The organism is Donghicola sp. XS_ASV15 (genome assembly GCF_041224595.1).
In the GTDB taxonomy this organism is placed as follows: Bacteria; Pseudomonadota; Alphaproteobacteria; order Rhodobacterales; family Rhodobacteraceae; genus Donghicola.
Genome location: NZ_JBGFGN010000130.1, coordinates 1 through 17,694 on the forward strand (window position 1 = coordinate 1; position 17,694 = coordinate 17,694).

The following is a 17,694-nucleotide window of genomic DNA, read 5'->3' on the forward strand; positions in this document are numbered from 1 at the left end:
CCAATCCCTTAGAACTGCAGCCAACCAATATCTCCAGAATTTCTAACCGAACCGTCCAGCCTCAGAGCCGTCTGCCCGTCCCAACCGCGCCTCAGCGCCGCCGGTGAGGGGCCTTCTACGGATACCTACAAAGAGTCGCAACCCCAAAACAAAACAAAAACCAAAAAACACAAAAAAAACCGCCAAACACACACTAAGCGCCCAGCAAGTCCTCAAAACCCCGTCCAAAAACCATAAAGCAACAAAGAGACACTTCTGTGAAAAAACTAAACAAACAAAACACGCTGCCAAAGCTGAGAAGCCATAATAAAAGACATAAGCGAGACCGCGCAGAGCGAAACCCGTCATACGCTTTTATTGCCTGTTGATGCCCAGTGCCCTCCGCGCTAGCCCATGGCTTCAGTTAATTCGAGGGAAAGACCATGGCCGCCATCCGACTTGGGATCGATTTTGGAACCTCCAATTCCGCAGCCGCCACTTACTATGACGGGCAGCTTTCGCGGGTCGCCTTGGAAGCTGGCGCAGATACTGTCCCCACGGCCGTGTTCTTTCCCGCAGAGACAAAAACCATGCTCTATGGACAAGCCGCCTCGTCGGCTTTGATAGACGGAGAAGAGGGGCGTTACATGCGCGCGCTCAAATCCGTGCTTGGCGACCCATTGCTTCACGAGAGCCGATTGATCGGCGGGCAGCGCCGCACCATCGCCGATGTCGTGACAGCCTTCCTCTCGCGCATACGCGCGCGGGCTGAGCAGCAATCAGGGCATAGCTGTGAACGCGTTCTGTCGGGCCGCCCTGTACAGTTCCACTCGGACGACCCTGAAAAGGATTCACGTGCGCTAGAAGATTTGGAGGCGTGCTACCGAGCTGCTGGCTTTACCGAGATCGCGTTTATGAACGAACCCGAAGCAGCAGCCCACGCCTATGCCGCAGACCAGCAGATAAATGGACTGGGGCTCATTGTAGACATCGGGGGGGGCACGTCTGACTTCTCGATCTTTGAAGCCAGTGGCGAGAACATTCAGGTGCTGGCCAGCCACGGTGTGCGCCTTGGCGGGACAGATTTTGACCACGCAATCTCGATGACCCACGCGATGCCCCTACTCGGTTATGGGGGCGCGCTACGGCGCACCTTTGGTGATGGACTGCTTCCTGTGCCCAACGCGATTTACGCGGATTTGGCAACATGGGCGAAGATCCCCTTTGTTTATTCTCGTGACACCGAAAAGCTGGTCGACGATATGCTGCGCCATGCCGAAGACCCCGACGCCATGACCCGCCTTGATACCGTCATCAAAGAGCAGTTGGGGCACGAGCTGGCCTTTGCGGTCGAAGCGGGCAAGATCGGTGCGAACACTGGTCAGGCCGGAACCCAAATTCAGATGGGCTTTGTCGAACCGGGACTCGCTGCCCCGATTACCAAGGGCAGCATGAACGCCGCCCTCGAAGGGCAACGCGAGAAGATGCGAAATGCGCTCTACCAGACCTTTGTAGAAGCGGGCGTGATGCCCATGCAGATCAGCACCATTGTTCTGGTGGGCGGCTCCAGCCTCATGTCCATGGTCGAAGACGAAGCCAAAGCGGTCTGCCCCTCGGCGACCTTGCAAAGATCAGAGGCATTTACGGCAGTAGTCGACGGCTTGGCGATCGCCGCGTCGAAAATAGACGACTGATCCGACCACTCTTCTCGCGTCTCCAGCTATTTATCGTCTTTGCCCTGCCCCACAGGCCGTTGCCTCTGTGCAAATGGATAGAGCGCACAGCGCGCTTCGCTCTATTCCTTTACTCTTCCGCTAACATATGGTCTGTTTCCGACATCACGGTGTCGCGATTTTGCACTCGCAAAAAGCGGCGGCGAGGTTCAATGATCGTCGGGGTCCACTCGGCAAAAGCGAAAAGCAAACCCCTTGGGAGGGATGATGTTGAAACTTCAGAAACTTGGCGCGCTCACCGCCTTTGGTATGACCACAGCTCTGGCATCCGGCGCGATGGCCAGCGAATGCGGCGAGCTGACCATGGCCGAAATGAACTGGGCTTCGGCGGAACTGATGGCAAACGTAGACAAACTCATCCTCGAAGAAGGATATGGCTGCGACGTCGAACTAATCCCCGGCGCGACCACCACCACCTTTGCTTCGATGAATGAAAAGGGCGAGCCTGACGTCGCAGGCGAGCTGTGGATCAACGCTGTGCGCGACCCCCTGATGGCCGCGATGGAAGAAGGCCGCCTGCATTCGGTCGTCGAAGGCCCGATCACCGGACTGGGTGAAGGCTGGTGGGTCACCGAGAAATTCGCCGCAGACCACCCCGAGCTGGATACTGTCGAAAAGCTGCTGGAGCACCCCGAGCTGTTCCCCTACGCCGAAGATGAATCGCTGGGTGCCTTCATGGGCTGCCCCGCAGGCTGGGGCTGTCAGCTTTCGAACGCGAACCTCTTCCGCGCCTTTGACATGGAAGACAAGGGCTGGACCCTCGTCGATCCTGGCTCGGCTGCAGGTCTGGACGGCTCGATCGCCAAGGCTGTCGAGCGTGACGAGCCATGGTTCGGCTACTACTGGGCTCCGACCGCGATCATCGGCAAGTACAAGTTGCAGATGCTTGAGTGGGAAACTGAATGGGCCGGCAGCGAAAACTGGGACGGCTGCATCGTCAAGCCCGAACAGGAATGCCTCGACCCGCAGCCTTCGTCGTACACCGAGTCCGAAGTTCACAGCATCATCACCGATCGTCTGATGCAGGAAGGCGGCATCGCCGTTGATTACCTGAAGAGCCGTGTTTTCCCCGGCGAAATCATGAACGAGATGCTGGTCTACATGAACGAGAACCAGGCGACTGGCGAAGACGCAGCCTACCACTTCCTGGAGGCATACCCCGATGTCTGGACTGGCTGGGTCTCCGAAGAAGCGGCCGAAGCCGTAAAGTCGGAGCTCTAAGAGCAATTAGGAACGTTGAACGGGGGGCGTCTGATGCGCCCCCCGTTTTCTATGAGCGCCGGGCCGTAATCCGGTCGACAAAACAACATAAGAGGTGACGGCTTTGGAATTCTTATACGAATTTCCCTCCCTAGGCCGCAAAACGCTGAGCGGCATGAAGCAAGCGGTCGACGAGACCTTTAAGGGTTTCTCCCGCGCATATGGCGAACAGCTAGAAAATTTCTTTGATCCGCTGCTGCGGTTCCTCATCTGGTTCGAGAAACTGCTCGAGGCCACCCCTTGGCCCGTGATCCTGTTGGTCGTCGGCGGTCTGGCGTGGCTTGGGTCGCGTTCGTGGAAGATCACCGCAGGCTCGGTTCTGGCGTTTATCGCGATCGGTGTCCTCGACATGTGGGAAGATACGATGGCGACGCTGGCGATCATTTCGGTCGCAACGCTGCTCTGTATCGCGATTGGCATACCATTGGGCATTCTGATGTCGCGATCCGACCGCGCCCAAGGCATCATCACACCCATCCTCGACGTGATGCAGACCATCCCGTCTTTCGTGTACCTGATCCCCGTTGTGATGCTGCTTGGCATTGGCAAAGTGCCGGGCCTGCTCGCTGTGTGCATCTACGCGATCCCCCCCATCGTGCGCCTGACCAATCTAGGCATCCGGCTGGTGGACAAGGACGTGCTCGAAGCCGCCGATGCGTTCGGCACTTCGCCTTGGCAGAAACTGTGGGGCGTGCAGGTGCCGCTGGCGCTGCCCAACATCTTTGCCGGCATCAACCAGACCATCATGATGGCACTGTCTATGGTCGTGATCGCCTCGATGATCGGGGTCAAGGGCCTTGGTGTGCCCGTACTGCGTGCGATTTCGAACCAGTATCTAGCGCTGGGTCTGATGAACGGTCTGGCAATCGTAGCTCTGGCCATCATCTTTGACCGCGTGTCGCAAACCTACGGCAAGCGTCTGCAAGCCTACCGCAACGGAGGCAAATGATGTCCGAACTCAAAGTACAGATCAAAAACCTCTACAAGATCTTTGGCAAGAACCCGAAAAAGGTGCTGCCGCAGGTCAAAAGCGGCCTCGGCAAGCCAGAACTCTTGGACCAGACCGGCCACGTGCTGGGGATCAACAACGTCAGCCTCGATATTCCGGCCAAGCAGATTCAGGTCGTCATGGGCCTGTCCGGTTCGGGCAAATCGACCCTGATCCGCCACATCAACCGCCTGATCGAGCCCACTGATGGTCAGATTCTGATCGACGGCGACGACGTGCTGACCATGTCGGACAAGCAGCTGCGCGATGTCCGCCGCAAGAAGACCTCGATGGTGTTCCAGAAGTTCGGCCTCCTGCCCCACCGCAAGGTGATGGAGAATGTCGGCTACGGGCTCGAGGTACAAGGGTTCAAGGAAGAAGAGATCAAGCAAAAGGCCCAGCACTGGATCGACCGCGTTGGCCTGACCGGCTACGAGGATCACTATCCAGGCCAGTTGTCTGGCGGCATGCAGCAGCGCGTGGGTCTGGCCCGCGCCCTAGCCACCGACGCCGAAATCTTGCTGATGGACGAAGCGTTCAGTGCGCTTGACCCACTGATCCGCTACGACATGCAATCCATCCTGCTGGAACTGCAGGACGAACTGCACAAGACCATCATCTTCATCACCCACGATTTGGACGAGGCGCTGCGCCTTGGGGACAAGATCGCGATCCTGCGCGACGGCGCCATGATCCAAGAGGGCACCGCCCCCGAGATCGTTTTGACCCCCGCCGACGACTATATCGCTGACTTCACCAAGGACATTAACCGCGGCAAAGTGATTCGACTGCGGGCACTGGCCGAGGCTGGAACGCCTTATGACGGCGCGAACATTCCAGCGGGCACACTGCTGAACGATGCGCTGGACCCGTTGGCGCAGGCACCAAACCAGACCCTTGGCGTGACCGAAGAGGATGGCCAATACCTAGGCACTGTGTCCCTAACCAAGGTGATTGGCGCCCTCGCGGGCTAAAACCTTACCGATTACGAACAAGGTCGCCCTCTGGATCACCAGTGGGCGGCTTTTTTATGCCCAGACATCTTACAGTTCCGCTGGGTGGAAAAAGCCGCGCGCTACCCTTGCCATGAGGGGTCCGGTCATGCACGAATTGAGGCATCAGACGCTCTGACCGCAAGAGGAGCCTTGGAAACGAGGTGCGGGATAGGGCGCGATAATGGGAGGAAAATATATGAAAACTTTGCTTGGCCGTACGGCCATCGCCCTTGTTGCTGTCAGCTTCGCTGCCGAGGCCAGCGCAACCGAATGGAACGTCTCCACTTGGGGCAAGCGCCGCGCTTTCACCGAGCACATCGAAAAGCTGGCTGAACTGGTTGCGGAAAAGTCAGGCGGTGATTTCACCATGAACGTCAGCTATGGCGGTCTGTCCAACAACAAAGAGAACCTCGACGGTATTTCCATTGGCGCCTTTGAAATGGCCCAGTTCTGCGCGGGCTACCACGCGGACAAAAACCGCGCGATCACGGTGCTGGAACTGCCCTTCCTTGGCGTGAACACGCTGGACGAAGAGGTTGCCGTCAGCCACGCCGTTTACGCCCACCCCGCCGTGGCCGATGAAATGGCACAGTGGAACGCCAAGATGCTGATGACCAGCCCCATGCCCCAATACAATCTGGTCGGCACTGGCGAGCCCCGCGACGAACTGGCCGAGTTTGACGGCATGCGCGTTCGCGCGACTGGCGGTCTGGGTCGGGCGTTCGAAGCTGTAGGCGGCGTCCCCACATCTGTGACCAGCTCCGAAGCCTATCAGGCGATGCAGTCGGGCGTTGTGGACACCGTGGCCTTTGCTCAGCACGCGCACCTATCCTTTGGCACCATCAACGAGGCCGATTGGTGGACCGCGAACCTGAACCCCGGCACTGTCAACTGCCCCGTGGTCGTAAACATCGACGCCTACGAAAGCCTGTCGGATGAACACCGCGCCATTCTGGACGAATCCGTTCCCGAGGCGATCGACTACTACCTGTCCAACTACGGCGAACTGCTGGAGCGTTGGGACAGCGTTCTCGAGGAGAAGGGCGTTCAGAAGGTCATGATCTCGGACGAAGAAATCGCGGCGTTCAAGGAAAAGGCCGGCGGCCCCATCCACCAAGCCTGGATCGAAGAGATGAGCGCACAGGGCCTGCCCGCCCAAGAGCTCTATGATCTGGTGAACAACACGCTGGCAGACGCCCGCAAGTGATCCGCTTGGACTAACCCAAGACTGTTGCAGGCTCCGAAGACGACCTTCGGGGCCTGTCCATTCTGAATGAACGGGGAATACGCATGGCGGGGTCTGCCACAGTATTGACCGACGACAGCCTCCTGAGCCGCATGGATCAGGGGTTGATGCGTCTGGAGCGCTTTATGGCCTTGTTGGCCGGTCTGGCTGTCTTTGGCCTGATGGTCTTGGCAGTGGTGTCCGTGTCAGGGCGCAACGGGTTCAACCAGCCTTTGCCCGGATATGTGGATTGGATCACCCAGCTGATGCCGCTGATCGCGTTCTTGGGGATCAGCTACGTGCAGCGGGACGGCGGGCACATCCGTATGGACATTCTGGTCGCGCGCCTGTCGGGCCGCCCCCTATGGCTGTTTGAGCTGATCACCACCGCGCTGATCCTGATCCTGATGCTGCTGCTTGTCTGGGGCACTTGGGCGCATTTTGATCGTAGCTTTGACATGAGCAAACCCATGTGGAGCCGCGACAGCACCATCGATATCGGCCTGCCGATCTGGCCCGCGAAACTCTTGGCCCCCGTCGCCTTTGCCGTGCTCTGCCTGCGGTGCACCATTCAGGTCATTGGCTATGGACGCGCGATCATCAGCGGAACCGACAGCCCCGTCGCCGTCCCCTTGATCCAGAGTGCTGCCGAACAAGCCGCAGCCGAGGCTGAACACATCGAAGGCAGGGATTAAGGCCATGGATAGCATTGAAATCGGCCTCTGGGTCACCGGCGGTATGATGGTCATGGTTCTGCTAGGAATGCGCGTGGCGTTCGCGGCGGCAATGGCCGGTCTGGTTGGCCTGATCTGGATATTCTGGGCCAAGAAGGGCATGCACCCCGAACAATTCGGATGGGCCCTGACGGTCGCTGTGAAAACAGCTGGTCAAGTCCCCCACGGCAAGGTTGCCAGCCAAGCGCTCAGCCTGATCCCGACCTTCATTCTGATCGGCTATTTGGCCTACTATGCGGGACTGACCCGCGCCCTGTTCGAAGCCGCCAAGCGCTGGATTGCATGGGTGCCGGGCGGACTAGCCGTGTCGACCGTTTTTGCGACCGCAGGCTTTGCCGCAGTGTCCGGCGCATCCGTCGCGACGGCTGCAGTCTTTGCGCGCGTGGCCATCCCCGAGATGTTGAAAATCGGCTACGATAAGCGTTTTGCCGCAGGGGTTGTGGCCGCTGGTGGCACGCTGGCCTCCTTGATCCCGCCCTCGGCGATCCTCGTGATCTACGCGATTATTGTCGAACAAGACGTGGGCAAGCTGCTGCTCGCAGGTTTCATCCCCGGACTGTTTTCGGCCATCGTTTACGGCGCGCTCATCATTGGGCTCGCGCTCACGATCAAGAACTTTGGCCCGCCGGTGCGGGGTTTCACGTGGAAACAGCGGTTTGCGTCTCTGCCCCCCGCCCTGCCCATCGTCGCCGTGGTCGTGATCATCATCTTCTTTGTCTACAACCCGTTTGGCGGCGATGCGTGGGGCACCCCCACCGAAGGCGGCGCGGTCGGGGCCTTTATCATCTTTGTGATGGCACTGGCACGCGGAATGCGGTGGGCGCAGTTCAAAGATGCGATCATCGAAACGGCCCGTCTGTCGGCTATGATCTTTACCATCATTTGGGGTGTTCTGATCTACGTGCGTTTTTTGGGCTTTGCAGATCTGCCGAACGCATTTTCGGATTGGATCACGTCGCTGGAGTACAGCCCATTACTGATCCTGATCTGCATTCTCTTGGCCTACGCGATACTTGGGATGTTCATGGACGCGATCGGAATGCTGCTGCTGACCTTGCCTGTGGTCTATCCCGCCGTCATGGCCCTGAATGGGGGCGAGATGGTGAGCGCAGCGGACAGCACCTTTGGGATGTCGGGGCCCATGTGTGCGATCTGGTTCGGCATTCTGGTGGTCAAAATGGCCGAGTTCTGCCTGATTACGCCGCCCATTGGTCTGAACTGTTTTGTGGTCGCTGGCGTCCGTGATGATCTGAGCGTGCAGGACGTGTTCAAGGGGGTCACGCCATTCTTCATCGCTGATGCAGTGACCATCGCACTCTTGGTGGCCTTCCCCCAAATCGTCCTCTGGCTGCCATCACTCGCGTAACGCACGCCTACAGAATCACTAAATTTGCGCGGCCACCCTGCAGAAATGCAAGGTGGCCGTTGACGTTAGGTCCTGCTGCGTTCGAGAGGCGCAATGGGCGCGATTGCCCGCCCTTCGGTGACCACCGCGTATACCTTCGGACTATACAGACCCGCTCTGAACAAACGTTTTGACAGGATGCAGAACCGCCGCGCCGCGTCCACAATTAGAGCGTGCCCCGATTTTGGTGGCAATCCTGCGGAGGACCCATGGATAAGATTAAAATTAACCTGTCGTCGCAGATGACCAGTTCGCTTGCGGAACTAGAGCCGGTTCGCGTTTCTCTCGAGGATGCTGTTGGCACCGAAAGCGCCGAACTGACGACAGATATCGACGATGATAGCTCGGACACCGTGCTCTTTGGCATGGCCCAGTTGATCATGGTCGCACTGAAAGAAAAAGCGGTCACCAAGGATCAAGTGACTGCCGCGCTTCTGATCTCGCCCAAACTTGCAGAAGCGTTCCTGCGCGTCGGCCTGACCGACGACGAGTTGGCTGCGCTGTCGACGCGGCACTGATCCCTCTTTTTACTGGAATACAAAATGAGCAAAGAAATCCTGATTGTCGACGACTCGCCGTCGGTGCGACGCATGGTATCGATGACCCTTCAACAGGCCGGATACGCTGTCACCGAAGCTGTTGACGGCGCCAAAGGCCTAGAGGCTGCAAAAGCCCATCGCTATGCGATGGTGATCACCGACCAGAACATGCCCAACATGACCGGTCTGGAATTCATTCAGGCCTACCGTGCTGACCCCAGCAGCTCGGGTGTGCCGATCATCTTTCTTTCTACCGAAAGCGAAGGTGGACTGAAAGAAGCCGCCCGCGCCGCTGGCGCGCTGGGTTGGATGGTCAAGCCGTTCGAACAAGAACAGCTTCTCGCAGTGGTCAAGAAGGTAGCCGGATAATGATGGACGCGGAAACGCAGGAGATCTTCCGTCAGGAAGCTGAAGCCCTCATGGAAGCCCTCCAGGAGGGACTTTTGGTTCTAAAGGAGACCCCCGACGACCTTGAAGTCGTCGCCGGCGTTTTCCGCGCTCTTCACACGATCAAAGGCACAGGCGCGATGTTCGGCTTTTCGCGCCTTGCTTCGTTCGTGCACAACTTCGAAGCAGCCTTCGAAGCCGTCCGATCCGGCAATGCTGTTGTGACGCCCGAACTGATCAACGTGGCTTTGACCGCATACGACTTGATCGCAGAGCTTCTCGAAGGAGGCGAGCCCGATCTCGCTAAGGACGAAGAGCTGACGGCCGCATTGGCTGCAGCCACCAGTGGAGAGGCACCTGCGGCCTCTGCTGCCCCAGCGACGTCCGAAGCCACCACCGCACCAGCCGAGATCCAGGAATGGGATCTACAGTTCCGGTTGCCCCCGGACTTTATGGAGATTGGTGGCAACCCCATCGCAATGCTGGATGAACTCCGTGAATTAGGGGGCGAAACCACGATCGTTCGCCCTCTGACTGACCGTCTGCCCTCGATTGCGCAGATGGACACCAAGGTGATCTACACCGGCTGGCAGGTCATCCTGCCTGGTTCAATCAAAGAGAGTGCCATCCGCGACGTCTTCATGTTCCACGAAGACCAAATGGAACTAAGCCTCGCGGCCATACACGCGGAACCAGTCGCGTCTGCGGCCGAACCCGAGCCTGCCGCCACCGCAGCCCCTGCCCCTGCCCCTGCCACTGCCCCCGAGGCTACACCCGCGCAGCCCGAAGCGGCCGCGAAAGAGGCTCCCAAAGCCGCCAAGGCCGCACCTGCAGCCGTTGCGCAATTGCGTGTGGCAGCCGACCGTGTAGATCTGATCATGGACCGCGTTGGCGAGCTTGTGATTGCAGAAGCCCGACTGGCCGCGATCGCGAACCAGTTGGAAAACGAAGCGCTGCTTGGCGTTGTCGAAGACATCCAACGTCTCGCCTTGGGTCTGCGCGATTCCACGATGGCGCTGCGCATGACCCCTCTGTCCAGCATCATGGGTCGCTTCCGCCGCCTCAGCCACGATCTGGCAGAGACCACCGGCAAGAGCTTTGATTTCATCGTCGAGGGCGAAGAGACCGAACTCGACAAAACTGTGGTCGAAAAATTGACCGATCCGCTGGTTCACATGATCCGCAACTCGGTCGACCACGGCCTCGAAGGCCCCGAAGATCGTGCGGCCTCGGGCAAGCCTGAACGCGGCGTGGTTAAGCTATCGGCACGCCATGCGGGCGCAGAAGTCGTCATCGAAATTATCGATGACGGCCGCGGCATGAACGAAGAGGCAATCCGCAAGCGCGCCATCGAACGCGGTCTCTTGACCGAAGACAGCGATGTTTCCCGCAGCGATGTGCTGAAAATGGTTCTGGAACCCGGCTTCTCGACCGCAGCAGCTGTGACAGCCCTGTCCGGTCGCGGCGTCGGCGCGGACGTGGTCAAACAGGCGATCGAAGCCCTGAACGGCACGATCGAGATCGCCTCGGAGCCCGGCGAAGGAACGGTCTTTACCCTGCGGTTGCCGCTGACCCTTGCGATCATCGAAGGCCTGCTTATCGGTGTTGGCACAGAGCGCTACGCACTCCCCCTCTTGTCGGTCGAGCAAATTCTAGAACTGCCCGAAGAGCTGGCTGGCGGCACCTCTGCCACCGATGTGATCGAGCTGAACAACGAGTTGGTGCCCGTTTTGCGCCTCCGTCAGGTGTTTAACCCTGATGCCTCTGCATCGACCCACCAGAAGATTGTCATCGTGGGCGCGAACGATACGCGCGTCGGTCTGGTCGTCGACGAAATTATTGGCACCAACCAAACCGTGATCAAACAGCTCTCGCCCCTACACAGCCGCCTCAAGATCTTCTCGGGTGCGACCATTCTCGGGGACGGATGCGTGGCCCTGATCCTTGACGTGATCCACTTGGTGAGCCTCGGCCAAAAGATCGAGCAGCGCCTGAAAGGAACCGCCGCATGACCAAGAAAACTTATGCTGACCTGATTCCGCGCCTGAACAGCGTGGTCGCCTTTGAAATGGGCGGAGAAAAGATGGTTCTGCCGACAGACGTGCTGCGCGAAGTCCTGGAACTGCCCACATTGACACCTGTGCCCTGCGCGGGCGACTTCTCTGCCGGTTTGATCAACATTCGTGGGGTCGTCCTACCTGTTGCGGATTGGCGTCCTTTGTTCGGAATGCCGCTCAAGGCAGCCGACCGCGAGACCCGCATCCTGATCATCGAAACCTCGGTGAACGAACAGACCATGACCGTGGGCGTGATCGCAGAAAAGGTCCACGCCATCACGGAAATCGAACCCGACACTTTGCGTCCCGTACCCGCCGTCGGCACCCGCTGGCCGACCGGCACGCTCCTTGCAATGGCCCGTTGGAATGACGCGTTCGTCGCGATCCCCGATGTCGTCTCGATTTTTGAAAACCAGATCAGCCAAGAACCTCAATTGGTAGGCGCAGAGTAAGAGGCTCCGACATGAGATTAACCATTAAAGCCAAATTGATGGTCACCTGCACCGTGCTTATCGGCCTGTCTGGCGCTTCGGGCGTGATTGCATTGCGCGACCTTGAGTCGATGAAAGACCGCAACGAACGGGTTATTATGGAGAATGTGGATGCCATTGAGCGCTCCTACGAGATGACGCTCTATCAGGCTGCCACGCAGACCATGATCCGCGACTACCTTCTGTCAGACTCGACAGCGGTAAAGCGCGATCTTGAAACCAAGATGCAGCAATACCGCACGATCCAGACCGATCTGCTTGCACAGGTCCGCGAGCATACCTCGAACGAAGAAGCGAACGCTGCCATCGACGAGTTTGAAAGGGTGCGCGACGAAATTCACAGCATGAATAAAACAGTCATGCAGATGCTTCTGTTCGATCAAACTGATGAAGCCGCGCGTATCCTTCGAGAAGAAGGAGGTGTGCTGGACGAGCAGATGATCGCTGCGATCACCGAACTTTTGGCAATCAATGACGGCGCAATGGCGTCAAGCTTGGTTACCTCGGGCGACATCTTTCAGAAAAACCGGATGACCATCTTGGGCCTTATCGGTTTGGCGGCCCTGATCGGCGTGAGCGCCGGATTGTGGATCCTGTCTTCGCTGTCCCGTGGTCTGCGACGCGCCAGCGAGTTGACCAAGGCCGTGGCAGATGGCGATCTGACGCAGACAGCGAACCTGAAAGGCAACGACGAAATCACCGAAGTTCTGCGCAATGCTAACCTGATGGTCGAGCGCCTGCGGAACATCGTAGGCGAGGTCGCTTCGGGAGCGAGTCACGTGTCCACCGGCGCGGACCAGATGGCCAAGACGTCCGAAGAAATGAGCGATGTTGCGACCCAGCAAGCCGCCTCGACCGAGGAAGCCTCGAGTTCGATGGAGCAGATGGCGTCGAATATCGCACAGACTGCCGAGAATGCCCTAGAAACCGAACGCATGGCCAAAAAATCGGCCGAAAATGCGCGTGCGAGCGGAGATGCGGTAAAGCAGGCCGTGAACGCGGTGAACACCATCGCAGAGCGCATCAGCGTTGTTCAAGAGATTGCGCGTCAGACCGACCTGCTGGCCCTGAACGCCGCGGTCGAGGCCGCTCGTGCGGGTGAACATGGTCGTGGATTTGCCGTCGTGGCCTCGGAAGTGCGCAAGCTGGCTGAACGCAGCCAACACGCGGCTGGCGAAATCAATTCGCTGTCAGAGCAAACCATGATGGCAGCGCTGGATGCGGGCACCAAGCTGAACCAGTTGGTCCCTGACATCGAGCGGACCGCTGATCTGGTCAGTGACATCACCCGCGCCAATGGCGAGATGTCATCGGGCGGCAGTCAGGTCTCTTCGGCGATCAACCGTCTTGATCGCGTGACCCAGTCGAATACCGCCGCGGCTGAAGAAATGTCGGCAACCGCTGAAGAGCTGGCAGCCCAGGCCGCCACTCTGCGCAGCTCGATCTCGTTCTTCCGGACGGGTGATTTCGACACCGCTGTCAGCGTGGATGAAATCCTCGAGGCTCCTATGCCCGAGCCGACACCTGCACCTGCGCCCGCGCCAAAAGCCAAGGCGGCACCAGCCACGCCTCCTGCGCCAAAGGCCACTTCGAACCCTGCACCGATCACAGTGGAGCAGAGTGACGACGATGTGTCCTTTGCCGGCACCGACCTGAAGAACGGAGGCTTTTCGTTCGATCTGGCCACAGGCGCAGACAATGACGATGTAGATTTCCAACCGGAGAAGCCCCATGCCTGATCAGAAAAAAGCGCCCGCCGCGAGCGGTACCTTTCTGAACTTCATGCTTGACGAAACGCTGATGGCAATTCCGGTAGAGCGCGTGCGCGAAATCCTCGATGCCCGCGACATCCAGAAGCTTCCGCAGGCGCCCGAGTACATCATGGGCTTTATCGACCTGCGTGGCGACAGCATCGTCGTCGTCGATCTGCGGACCCTGATTGGGCGCCCCTACCGCAAAGACGATGTGGACACCCGCATCGTCGTGCTCTGGGTCGAGGACGACGGCAAAGAACAGCTCTTGGCCTTGCGGACAGACAAGGTGACAGAGGTCAGCCGCTTTGACGATGACCGGATCGAGCCAATCGACACCGGCACCATGCTGAACTGGGATCGCCGGATCGTAGCCGGTTTGGCGCGTCGCAATGGCGCTTATGTCACCCTGATGGATCTTGACCGCCTGCTGAGCAGCAAGGTCATCGCATCTTTGGACAAGCATGTCGAAGACGCCCTTGGCGGGGTCAATGCATGAAACCCGAGCCTAGCGCCGATCTTGCATGCCATAAGGCACGGTTCAGAGCCCTTGTGACTCAGACCACCGGCATCCAGATGCCGGAGAACAAACAAAGCATGATCGAAGGTCGGATGCGTCGCCGCTACACGTCCATCGGTTTGAAATCGATGGACGACTATCTGGTTCATCTTTTTGAAAAAGACGGTCTGACAGAAGAGATGACGCACATCGTCGATCTTGTCTCGACCAACAAAACCGACTTTTTCCGCGAACCTGCCCACTTCAAATGGCTTATGCACAAGATCCTGCCGGAGCATCCCGCAGGTCAGCCCTTTAAACTGTGGAGTGCTGCCGCATCTTCGGGTCAGGAGGCATACACGATCGCCATGCTTCTGTCGGAGTACGCGGGTAACGTGCCTGACTTCAAGTATGGCATTCTCGGGACCGACATTTCGCCCGCGATCCTCGACGAGGCCCGCGCTGGCGTCTACCCTGAAGAGCAGCTTCTGGATATTCCCGACGCCTTGCTCGACCGCTATTTCGTCATGGGGCACAACTCAAAGGGGTTGCGCTGCGGCCGCGTCGAAAAAACTTTGCGGGACCGCGTACGCTTTGCGCAGATGAATTTGATCCACGGAAACTACCCCGTGGACAAGGAACTGGACGTCGTCTTTCTGCGTAACGTGTTGATTTACTTTGATTCCAAAACGCAAAGCCGCGTCATCAGCGAAATCACCGATCATCTCAAAGTTGGGGGACACCTGTTCGTCGGCCACTCTGAATCCATGGTCGTTTCGGATTCCCGCTTAAAACAGGTGTCTTTTGCCGTTTTCAAGAAGGAGAGGGCAACATGAATACAGTCAAGAAAGATGCAGACGCGATCCGCGTTTTGATCGTCGAGGATTCGATCACTGCACGCACTATGCTCAAGATGATGCTTGAGAGTGCGCCTGATATCACTGTCATGGACACCGCCCGCGATCCCTTTGATGCCGTGGAAAAGATGAAAGCGGGCCTGCCAGATGTCATCTTGCTGGACATCGAAATGCCCCGGATGGACGGCCTGACCTTCTTGCGCCGGATCATGTCCCAGCACCCGCTGCCTGTGGTGATCTGCTCGAACCACACAGAGGCCGGATCACAGACTGCGATGAAGGCGCTCGAGATGGGCGCCGTCGAAGTCATGTCCAAGTCCCAGCTTGGCAGCGCCATGTCGGACGAAGCCAAGATCCAGATCTGCGACTCTGTTCGTGCGGCCGCTCAGGCCCGCGTGCGCCCGAACAAGAAACCGGTAGAGCGCAAGCCGCTGGTCGCAGAAAAGAAACTATCGGCTGACGTGATCCTGCCCCCGCGTGCAGAGAATGCACCGCCCGTTCCCTATTCGGAGCCGATCATCGCTATTGGTGCGTCCACCGGCGGCACCGACGCACTGGCCAAAGTTCTGACAGAACTCACGCCCGACTGCCCTCCTGTGGTGATCGTTCAGCACATGCCAGAGCGCTTTACCGAAGCCTTCGCACGCCGCCTCGATGGTCTTTGCGCAATCCGCGTGAAAGAAGCAGAGGACGGCGACGAGTTGGAAAAAGGTCTGGCGCTCATCGCCCCTGGCCACTCTCACGTCACCCTGACCCGGGTGGGGCGCAAGTACCGCTGCAACGTCATTGGCGGCCCCTATGTCTGCCGCCACCGTCCCTCCGTGGACGTGCTGTTCCGCTCGACCTCATGCGAGGCCGGAAAGAATGCAATGGGCGTGCTCATGACCGGCATGGGGGACGACGGCGCTCAAGGACTGCTCGAAATGCGCAAAGCAGGGTCGCTGACCCTCGCGCAGAACGAAGAAACCTGCGTCGTCTACGGCATGCCGCGCGAAGCAGTACTCCGCGGCGCAGCGGTCCGATCTGTTGCCCTGAACGACATCGCCTCAGAGATCATGGGTTTCTCTACGGGCGCTTCCCTAACACAAACCGCATTAGGACGCTAAAACATGGCAGCCTCTGTACAAACCGAACATAACGCCATCCTGCGCAGCCCGCTTTTCCGTCTGGAAACCGTGTTCAGCCGAGTGACTGACAACCTGTTTCTGGCCAGTGAAAAAGCGACGCAGCTCAAGGGCGCTATGGGCGATCTGGTCGAGATCACGAACCCTCACCAGATCGAAAAGGTCGCACAGGGGCGCCAAAACATCAGCGCTCTCGCGACGATGATCGACGACCGGATCAAGCAGTCTTCGGGGTTCATGACCGAAATCGGCCGAAAGCGGCAGATGATGAATGCGGAGATCAAGGATCTTGCGCAGAACATCCACTCTGCCGGCATCGTTTCGCTGAACGCGCGGATCATCGCACAGGGGCACCGCACCTTGAAGCAGGGCGAGCAACTGGTGCGTCTGGCCGAAAACATCTCTGGGATTACCGATAACGCCTCGGATCAAGTCGCCGAAATGCTCAAAGCTACGGAGACCATCACCAAATCCCTACAGAAGCTCTTGGTGTTTGCAGAGGATCAGTCCCTGACGCTCGCCGACACGATGCGCCCCGAAGTCCAGACTTTGGAACATGCGCTAGAGACCCTGAGCCATGCGCTGGAAAGTTCGCATGATGCGGCGGAATGGATGAACGACTATTACAGCAAGGCCGAAGGCGAGGTAATGACGATCATTCAGGCGCTGCAGGTAGGCGATCGCGCCCGCCAGCGCGCCGAGCACATCCAGCAGATCCTGCACGAAGCCCAATCTTTCCCCGCCGACTCCAACGAGAACCAGCTTCTGACCGCCTTGGCGGACATTCAGATGGAGCAAGCGATCAAAGAAACTCTGACTGATGCCGAGAAGGCGATGCACGTGTTGTCGGGTCTCGCGGCCGGTCTGGACAAATACGCCCAAAGCAATACCGCCCTGCGCAAAGCCTTTGCCGACCGTCACGAGTTGTCGAACAAGGCCATTCATCCCGAAACGTTGCGCCAGCAGAAGCAAATTCTAGGTGGGTGCGAAGAGACCAAAGCTCTCTTCGATGCGATCCGCAGCTCGGATGAGAGCCTTCAGGAACATAGCCGCAATCTGAACAATTCGGCCTTCCAGATGCAACTTGCGTCTCTGAACACCATCATTGCCTGTGCCCGCGAAGGGCGCGCTGCTGCAGACATGATCGTGATTTCCCAGCAGGTAAATTCGGTGGTCTCTACGGTACCAGAAATCTACGTGACTTTTAGCGAAGCACTGGAGAGCACCAAAGAACAGCTTCAGGCCTATATGTCTGATAACTGCGACGCAGATGATACTGCGATGGACGTGGACGCGATCCAGATGATCCCCGAAGTTCTGGCCGTGATCACCGATCTAATGCCCAAGCTTGCCTCGGACTCAGAACAGGTTGCCCGCGCAATCGAAGCGAGCGACCGGATGCTCAGTGAACTAGTGAATGACCTGAGCGCGAATGACCGTGCCTCGACGAGTATCCGCCGCCAGTTCCCAGCCTCTTTGTCTATCGAACCGCGGTTCGAGCGTGTCGCGGCGCGCATCCGCAAGCTCTATATGTGAACGGCGGAGCAATACTCGGCCACGGTAGCGACGGCATAGTGTTGTCGCGGGCGGCGTAAAAGTCGTCCACTTTTGCCCTTTCGGATTTCGGGAGGGCTTGGGGATATACACCGTGGACTTGTATTTGAAGGTGC

The 17,694-nt window shown here is 58.4% G+C and carries 16 protein-coding genes; all 16 read left to right on the forward strand.

The features are described 5' to 3' along the window. Positions 1–422: 422 nt before the first annotated feature. The 16 genes from AB9K37_RS09500 to AB9K37_RS09575 all read left to right on the forward strand — a co-directional run bounded on the left by AB9K37_RS09500 (position 423) and on the right by AB9K37_RS09575 (position 17,560). Complete coding sequence (locus AB9K37_RS09500; RefSeq protein WP_369837670.1) at positions 423–1,673, forward strand: Hsp70 family protein; 1,251 nt, start codon at positions 423–425, stop codon at positions 1,671–1,673. A 246-nt stretch (positions 1,674–1,919) separates the two neighbouring features. Continuing rightward, the gene (locus tag AB9K37_RS09505) at positions 1,920–2,933 is read left to right on the forward strand and encodes a glycine betaine ABC transporter substrate-binding protein (RefSeq protein ID WP_369837674.1); all 1,014 of its coding nucleotides are present in this window, start codon (positions 1,920–1,922) and stop codon (positions 2,931–2,933) included. A 103-nt stretch (positions 2,934–3,036) separates the two neighbouring features. Further along, entirely contained in the window at positions 3,037–3,921 is an 885-nt protein-coding gene (locus AB9K37_RS09510; RefSeq protein WP_369837677.1) for an ABC transporter permease, read from the forward strand. Next, complete coding sequence (locus tag AB9K37_RS09515; RefSeq protein WP_369837680.1) at positions 3,918–4,934, forward strand: glycine betaine/L-proline ABC transporter ATP-binding protein; 1,017 nt, start codon at positions 3,918–3,920, stop codon at positions 4,932–4,934. The genes AB9K37_RS09510 and AB9K37_RS09515 overlap by 4 nt, the downstream gene beginning before the upstream one ends. A 217-nt stretch (positions 4,935–5,151) precedes the next feature. Beyond that, the gene (locus AB9K37_RS09520; protein WP_369837683.1) at positions 5,152–6,162 is read left to right on the forward strand and encodes a C4-dicarboxylate TRAP transporter substrate-binding protein; all 1,011 of its coding nucleotides are present in this window, start codon (positions 5,152–5,154) and stop codon (positions 6,160–6,162) included. An 83-nt stretch (positions 6,163–6,245) separates the two neighbouring features. Next, a complete protein-coding gene (locus AB9K37_RS09525; RefSeq protein WP_369837685.1) occupies positions 6,246–6,875 on the forward strand; it encodes a TRAP transporter small permease subunit in 630 nt (209 codons plus the stop codon). Positions 6,876–6,879: 4 nt separating this feature from the next. Continuing rightward, positions 6,880–8,280: a TRAP transporter large permease gene (locus AB9K37_RS09530; protein ID WP_369837688.1), complete on the forward strand. Its 1,401-nt coding sequence runs from the start codon at positions 6,880–6,882 to the stop codon at positions 8,278–8,280. A 248-nt stretch (positions 8,281–8,528) separates the two neighbouring features. After that, the gene (locus AB9K37_RS09535) at positions 8,529–8,837 is read left to right on the forward strand and encodes a hypothetical protein (protein ID WP_369837691.1); all 309 of its coding nucleotides are present in this window, start codon (positions 8,529–8,531) and stop codon (positions 8,835–8,837) included. Positions 8,838–8,861: 24 nt separating this feature from the next. Continuing rightward, positions 8,862–9,227, forward strand: coding sequence for a response regulator (locus AB9K37_RS09540; RefSeq protein ID WP_369837693.1), 366 nt, complete (start codon positions 8,862–8,864; stop codon positions 9,225–9,227). Continuing rightward, positions 9,227–11,257 carry a chemotaxis protein CheA gene (locus tag AB9K37_RS09545; protein ID WP_369837696.1) on the forward strand — a complete coding sequence of 677 codons (2,031 nt, stop codon included), beginning with the start codon at positions 9,227–9,229 and terminating at the stop codon, positions 11,255–11,257. The genes AB9K37_RS09540 and AB9K37_RS09545 overlap by 1 nt, the downstream gene beginning before the upstream one ends. Next, complete coding sequence (locus AB9K37_RS09550; protein ID WP_369837699.1) at positions 11,254–11,754, forward strand: chemotaxis protein CheW; 501 nt, start codon at positions 11,254–11,256, stop codon at positions 11,752–11,754. Before AB9K37_RS09545 ends, AB9K37_RS09550 begins: the two co-directional genes overlap by 4 nt. A gap of 11 nt (positions 11,755–11,765) precedes the next feature. Next, positions 11,766–13,532: a methyl-accepting chemotaxis protein gene (locus tag AB9K37_RS09555; protein ID WP_369837702.1), complete on the forward strand. Its 1,767-nt coding sequence runs from the start codon at positions 11,766–11,768 to the stop codon at positions 13,530–13,532. Beyond that, positions 13,525–14,043: a chemotaxis protein CheW gene (locus AB9K37_RS09560; RefSeq protein WP_369837706.1), complete on the forward strand. Its 519-nt coding sequence runs from the start codon at positions 13,525–13,527 to the stop codon at positions 14,041–14,043. The genes AB9K37_RS09555 and AB9K37_RS09560 overlap by 8 nt, the downstream gene beginning before the upstream one ends. Further along, positions 14,040–14,879, forward strand: a complete 840-nt coding sequence (locus AB9K37_RS09565) for a protein-glutamate O-methyltransferase CheR (RefSeq protein ID WP_369837709.1) — start codon at positions 14,040–14,042, stop codon at positions 14,877–14,879. The genes AB9K37_RS09560 and AB9K37_RS09565 overlap by 4 nt, the downstream gene beginning before the upstream one ends. Beyond that, on the forward strand, positions 14,876–16,006 hold the full coding sequence (locus AB9K37_RS09570) for a chemotaxis response regulator protein-glutamate methylesterase (RefSeq protein ID WP_369837712.1): 1,131 nt from the start codon (positions 14,876–14,878) through the stop codon (positions 16,004–16,006). Before AB9K37_RS09565 ends, AB9K37_RS09570 begins: the two co-directional genes overlap by 4 nt. 3 nt (positions 16,007–16,009) lie before the next feature. Continuing rightward, complete coding sequence (locus tag AB9K37_RS09575; RefSeq protein ID WP_369837715.1) at positions 16,010–17,560, forward strand: hypothetical protein; 1,551 nt, start codon at positions 16,010–16,012, stop codon at positions 17,558–17,560. Positions 17,561–17,694: the final 134 nt, after the last annotated feature.